Source organism: uncultured Campylobacter sp. (genome assembly GCF_938045225.1).
In the GTDB taxonomy this organism is placed as follows: Bacteria; Campylobacterota; Campylobacteria; order Campylobacterales; family Campylobacteraceae; genus Campylobacter_A.
The window spans coordinates 1-6,275 of the sequence record NZ_CALINL010000272.1; the positions used below are offsets into that span (position 1 = coordinate 1).

5 protein-coding genes are annotated in these 6,275 nt (G+C 46.8%); all 5 read right to left on the reverse strand.

Features of this window, described 5'->3' with window-relative positions:
* Window positions 1–1,325 (reverse strand): bifunctional tRNA (5-methylaminomethyl-2-thiouridine)(34)-methyltransferase MnmD/FAD-dependent 5-carboxymethylaminomethyl-2-thiouridine(34) oxidoreductase MnmC (gene mnmC / locus Q0200_RS09750; protein WP_297940759.1); only part of this gene is annotated, 1,325 nt, incomplete at its 3' end.
* Complete coding sequence (locus Q0200_RS09755; RefSeq protein WP_297940761.1) at window positions 1,322–3,043, reverse strand: N-acetylmuramoyl-L-alanine amidase; 1,722 nt, start codon at window positions 3,041–3,043, stop codon at window positions 1,322–1,324. The genes mnmC and Q0200_RS09755, both read right to left, overlap by 4 nt.
* Window positions 3,027–4,118, reverse strand: coding sequence for a nitronate monooxygenase family protein (locus tag Q0200_RS09760; RefSeq protein WP_297940763.1), 1,092 nt, complete (start codon window positions 4,116–4,118; stop codon window positions 3,027–3,029). Before Q0200_RS09760 ends, Q0200_RS09755 begins: the two co-directional genes overlap by 17 nt.
* Window positions 4,118–5,326, reverse strand: a complete 1,209-nt coding sequence (gene tyrS / locus Q0200_RS09765) for a tyrosine--tRNA ligase (RefSeq protein ID WP_297940765.1) — start codon at window positions 5,324–5,326, stop codon at window positions 4,118–4,120. Before tyrS ends, Q0200_RS09760 begins: the two co-directional genes overlap by 1 nt.
* A 17-nt stretch (window positions 5,327–5,343) precedes the next feature.
* Window positions 5,344–6,275 (reverse strand): TGS domain-containing protein (locus Q0200_RS09770; RefSeq protein WP_297940767.1); only part of this gene is annotated, 932 nt, incomplete at its 5' end.

A 6,275-nucleotide genomic window follows, 5' to 3' on the forward strand; every position in this document is an offset into this window, starting at 1 on the left:
CTGATGTCGTAGTCCGCAAAGAGTTCCATACTCTCGCTGCCGATAGCAAGCACGAGCGCGTCGGCGTCGATGCTTTGCCCATCCTTAAAGTGCACCCTAACTGCGCCGCATTCAAGCGTCTCAAAGCCGATAAATTCGTAGTTTAATAGCGTTTTTATGCCTGAGCTTGCAGCCTTGCACATCTTTCTAGGGCGAGCTTTTGCGCCGCTAAAGATAAACGCGCTAGCATAAGGCTCGTCCTCAAATTTTAGCTCAAAAACGCCGTTATCCGCGTCAAATTCGCGCCACTCGTAAAAGCGCTCTAGCGTCTTTTGCTCGTATGCGTAGTCCGTCGCGCCGCAAAACTCTATCTCCCGGGCACCGAGGTTTTGGCCGTAAAAGCGCGCCGCCTGCAAAAACGCGTTCATATGCATGCGGCCTAAATTTACGGTTGGCTTCGTGATAAGCGGCATCAAAATCCCGCAGTGATTTCCGGAGCCGTTTAGCGCGATGTCGCCGCGCTTTTCGGCGATCGTGACCTCGAGGCCGCGCTCGCGTAACCTAAACGCGCAAACGCAGCCAGCTACGCCGCCGCCGATAACTAGCGCACTCTTTGGCGTAGCCTTGCTAGCGGGATCAAATCTGCTAAACCAAATTTCATTCTCAGCTTGCCGCTCGCCCGCAAATTTAGCCCGCAGCATCTCGCGCTTTTTGCCGTAGCCTTTTAGCATTTTTACCTCAAAGCCGCTATTTTGCAGGGCTCTTTTTAGCGCGCCCGAGGCCGAATACGTGCAAACGCTAGCGCCCAATGCGCATAAATTTGCGATTTTACCGCAAACCAGCTCGCTCCACATGGCTTCATTTTTAGCGGGAGCAAAACCATCCATAAAAACGGCGTCCGCGATAAAACTAAGTTCATCCAAAACCTCGTACACGTCGCCAAAGCACAATGTAAGCGTGACGTTTGGAGCTAAATTTAACCTATGAAATCCACGAATAAGAGGCGGGTAGGCCTCCAAAAGCTCTCTCGAAACGTCCGCTAGCTCGCTAAAATTCGCGTAAATTTTGGTTAGATCGTCTCTAGCGATAGGCGTTTTTTCGATACTGACGAAATTTAAAAATTTATCTGAGTTTTTAAATCTTTTAAAAGCGCAGAGGAAATTTAGCCCTGCGCCAAATCCAGCCTCAAGCACGTTAAATTCGCTCTTTTTACTCCAAATTTCATCAAAAACGGAGTTAAAAACATACTCGCTTTGCCCTATGGGATCGTCTGCGTTAAAGTAAATGTCGTCAAATTCGGGATTAAACGGGATGCCACCCTTTAAAACGACTCGCGCGCTTTTCATTGCTGGTTTGAAAAATAGACGTCTATGCCGTCTGCGAGCCCCTTGGCTAGGGCATCTTGGTATTTTGAGTTATTTATGAGATCACCTTCGCTAGGGTGAGTGATGTAGCCGACCTCAAGCAGCACCGCAGGCATCAGCGCGCCCACTAGCACCCAAAAAGGCGCCTCGCGAACGCCGCCGTCGGAGGCCTTTGAGCTTACGGATTTTGCTCGCGCCAAAACTTCGCGCTGAACGTCGATGGCGAGCTTGTTTGAGGCGATGATTTTCTCGCGGTTAAGGAAATTTAAAAATGTCTGCTTAGAAAAATAGTTCATCTCCTCAATGTCGGATTTGTTTTCCAGCGCTGCGGCGTTTTTGCTGCGCTCAGAACGAGCCGGCGAGAGGAAAAACGTCTCTATGCCGCGCATAGTCGCCGCCTTTGTTTTGCTCGGCGCGGCGTTTGCGTGGATGGAGATAAAGAGGTCAGCAGCTTTGTCGTTGGCGTATTTCGTGCGGTCGCGAAGGTTGATAAATTTATCCTTGCTACGCGTGTAATAAACCTTATAGCCGCGCCCTTGCAGCTCCTTGCCCGCCTTTTGCGCGATGCTTAGCACGATGTTTTTTTCTTTTAAAGAGCCGTTTATAGCCCCCGGATCGTCGCCGCCGTGCCCTGCGTCAAGGACGACAACCTTGCCTTTAGCGCTTGTGGTTTTTTTAGTGGCCGCCGTTTTTACGGGCGCTAACACGATTTCTTGCTCATCCTTTTCGGTGGTGCTTTGGGTACTTTTAGCATCCATCTTGGTCTGCGCGGCAACTTTTTCTTGCTTTTGCTGAGCGAGCTTTTGATTTTGAGCTTGGTCTTGAGTTGCTTTTTGCTGTTGTATTTGAGTTATTTCAGATTTCGAATTTGCAGCGATTTTTGGGAGCTCTTGCTTGATAGACGGTTGATGATTTTTTTGTTTACTGCTTTGACTCGTTAAATTTTGGCTTTGCGTGGGCTTAGCCTTTGAGAAAATTAAAGACTGATTATCGACTCTAAGTTTTAAATTTGGCTCGAATTGACTTACGAATACCACCCTAACGGTTTTTTCGTCAAACTGACTTATGCGGATCTCATCCACCAAGTAGTTCTTAAATCTTTGCAGTTTTCCGCCGCTCCAAATTCCTTTAAATTCATAAATCGTTTTATAAGAACCTTTTTGATTAAGGTCGGTTTTTTTTATATCATTGCCGTTTAGCTGGCGGTTAAATTTTAGCTCGAAATTCCCGTCGTTATCAGATGCTTCTAGAAGCTGCAAAGTTTGATTTTTGACGGTTTTGGCATTTTGGGCGGCCAGCGGAGCCGAGGATAGCTGGCTTAGTTTTACTTCTTTTTGCTTTGGCTCTTGTTTTTGTTGTTCTTTTTTGACCTGCTTTATTTCTTGTTTTGGTTTTTCTTCGCTTGGCTTTGCAGACTGCGGTATGCTCGCGAGCTCTTTTTCATACGGTTTGGTATCTAGCCCCAGGGCTTTTGAGCTTTTTATGAGTCTAGTTAAGCTTTGGACTCTTAAATTTACGTTATTTTCCATTATGGATTTTACGTAAAGAGTCCTTAGCTCTTGGTGCATTGCAATTTTTTCTTTATTGGTTGCGCCCTCAAAGTTTTTATCGAATTTATCCAAACTCGATAAAGTGCTTGCGCAAATTGCGCTATTAAAAAAAAATAGAAATATTAAAAATAATTTAACTATCTTCGCCATTTATCAGTTTTTCAAATAGTTCTTTCACGCTTATTATCTCGTTTAGCTTGTAGCCGTTTGCGCCCGTGAAAAACAGTCCCGTCTCCTTGCGCCCCGCAAATGCGTCGTAAAGACGGTCTGCGATACAGTAGCCAACTTCTTTAGCTTCCTTGCCGCGCTGGCACGGGCTTACGCAGTTGCTTACGCAGCTGATTTTCGGTCCTTGGCGTTTGTCGACTAGATTTATTAAATTTGTTCTAACGCCTCGTGCGGGGTAGCCTACAGGGCTTTTGATTAGCTCGATGTCCTCTTTTTTGGCTGCAAGGAGTACCTCTTTAAACTCTTCGCTAGCGTCGCACTCGTGCGTACCGATAAAGCGAGTACCCATCTGCACGCCGTTTGCCCCAAGCAAAATAGCTCTATCGATATCGTTTTTGTCCCAGATACCGCCCGCCGCAAATAACGGAAAATCGCCCCACTGCTTTATCTCTTCGCTAACGGGCGTTATCAAATTTTCCAGGCTGTACGCTGGATCGATACACTGCTCGTAGGTAAAGCCCTGATGCCCGCCGCTAAGAGGTCCTTCTAACACCACGCCGTCTGGAAGCCTACCGTAGCGCCCCTGCCAGCGTTTGCAGATGATTTTTAGCGCCTTTGCCGAGGATACTATAGGAACCAAAGCCACGTCCGGGTAGTCTACTGTAAATTCAGGCAAATTCGTAGGCAAACCCGCACCGGTGATGATCACGTTTATACCGTGGTCGCAAGCGTCTTTTACGATACGCTCGTAGTCGTTGCTTGCATACAGGATATTTACCCCAAGAGGCCTGTCGCCGCAAATTTTACGCGCGTTATCGATGACGGCTTTTAGTCCCTCTCGCGAGTAGAAATTTCCGCTACCGTAGGGCTTGGCGTTTAGCTCTTGGGTGATGTATTTTCGTCCTTCGTAGTAGCCTGTTCCTACCGAGCTTATGACGCCCAGGCCGCCTTCTAGGCTGACGTTTCCGGCGAGCCTATCCCAACTGATACCAAGTCCCATTCCGCCTTGGATTATCGGGTATTTTATATCGTATTTTCCGATTTTTACGGGTTGCATCAGGTTACCTTTAGTTTTGCAAATTTACGCTTGCCTACTTGCAAGACGTATTCGCCGGCACCCAACTGAAGCTGCTCGTCGGCGATCTTTTCTTGATTTAGGCTCACGGCGTTTGCCGCAATGTCTCTGCGCGCCTGAGAGCTGCTAGCGCATAGTCCGCAGTGAGTGAGCGCCTGCACGATCCAAACGGGAGCCGAGAGCTCAAACTCGTCCATCTCGGTCGGGATCAAATTTTGCGAGTGCACGCGGTCAAATTCGGCCTTCGCCTCTTTCGCCGCCGCTTCGCCGTTATATCTAGCCGTGATCTCTAGCGCGAGCGCCTCTTTTACGGCCTTTGGATGAGCCTTGCCGCTAGCTACGTCCGCTTTTAAATTTGCGATTTCTTCCGTGCTTTTTTCGCTAAGTAGCTCGTACCAGCGCCACATTAGCTCGTCGCTCACGCTTAAAACTTTAGCAAACATATCGTTTGGCTCATCGGTCACGCCGATGTAGTTTCCTAGGCTCTTACTCATTTTATTTACGCCGTCAAGCCCCTCTAAAAGCGGCATCATTATGACGGCTTGCTCTTTGCCGACGTTGTAAACTCGCTGCAAAGTTCGCCCCATCAAAAGGTTAAATTTCTGATCCGTGCCGCCCATCTCGATATCGCACTTCATCGCGACACTGTCGTAGCCCTGAAGGAGCGGATATAAAAATTCGCTAATCGAAATCGAGGCGCCGCTTTTGTATCTTTTTTCAAAATCATCGCGCTCAAGCATCCTAGCCACTGCAAAGGTGCTAGTTAGCTCAACGATACCGGCAGCTCCCAGCTCGTTTAGCCACTTGGAGTTAAACATTATCTTTGTTTTTTGCGGGTCTAGGATTTTAAAAACCTGCTCCTCGTAGGTTTTAGCATTTGCCGCCACGGTCTCGCGGTCTAGCTTTTTTCTCGTCTGGCTTTTGCCGCTAGGATCGCCGATTTGCCCCGTAAAATCGCCTATCAAAAACTGCACTATCGCGCCGTGTTTTTGCAAAAGAGCCATCTTTTGAAGTACTACGGTGTGACCCAGGTGCAGATCGGGAGCCGTCGGGTCAAAGCCTGCTTTAACGTAGAAATTTTCGCCCTTTTCATAGTAGTTTTTTACTAAATTTTCGACGCGCTCCTCGTCTATCATCTCAGCGACGCCTTTTTTTATATCACTCATTATTTTGCTCAAATTTTCGCCCATTTTCTCTCCTAAATTTATTAATGTCCGTATGCGTCGTCAAGCGACACGAAGTCTATGATTTTGTAGCGATCTCTTAGTCGCTCTTTTATTTCGTTTACGTTCAAATTTTCGCCAAGCTCGATCGTTAGCTCGAAAAAGTCCGCCGTCGCCTCTCTAGTTTCGGTGAGGCTGATAGTTACGAGATCGACTTGCATTTTAGCCATATACGTCAAAAACTCCGCAAGCGATCCGCGCCTGTTTTCAAGACTCAAGATAATCTTAAACCTATGCGGAGCGACCCGCGTCCATTTGACGAAAATCATCTCATTTTTTTCTTCGGCTAGCTTCATAAACCGCTCGCAAAGCTTGTGGTGGACGGTGACGTGGTGATAGTTTCTAAACCCCACGATATCGTCGCCGCGCTTTGGGTTGCAGCAATAATCAAACTCGACATTTGAAATTTTGTGATTTGAGTAGATTACTATATTTTCAAATTTCTGCTTTTTGATCTGGTATTTGTCGCCCAAAGAGATCATAAATGGACGCTCTTTTCTGATGTATTTTTTAAGCATATTTGCCACTTCTTGCAGATACTCGCTATCAGTTGCTGCACGAAAGACCTTTTTGCCTAAATTTTCGCACTCTATCCACTCTAAAATTCTATCTTTTGAGACGTTAAATACTGATTTTAAGATATCTATCGCCATTTTGTAGTTTATATCTTTGATCTTTTGCTTACAAAATGACCTTATCGTCGCCTTTGCCTTGCCTGTTCGCACGCTATTTATCCACGAACAGCGAAATTTAGCCTCTTCGCCAGTTACTATCCTAACGATGTCGCCATTTTTTAGCTCTGTTAAAAGTGGCATCCTAACGCGGTTTATATAAGCTTCTTTTGCGTAAAGTCCGATCTCTGAGTGAATCTCATAAGCGTAATCAAGCGCCGTAGCACCACGTGGCAATGTAAAGA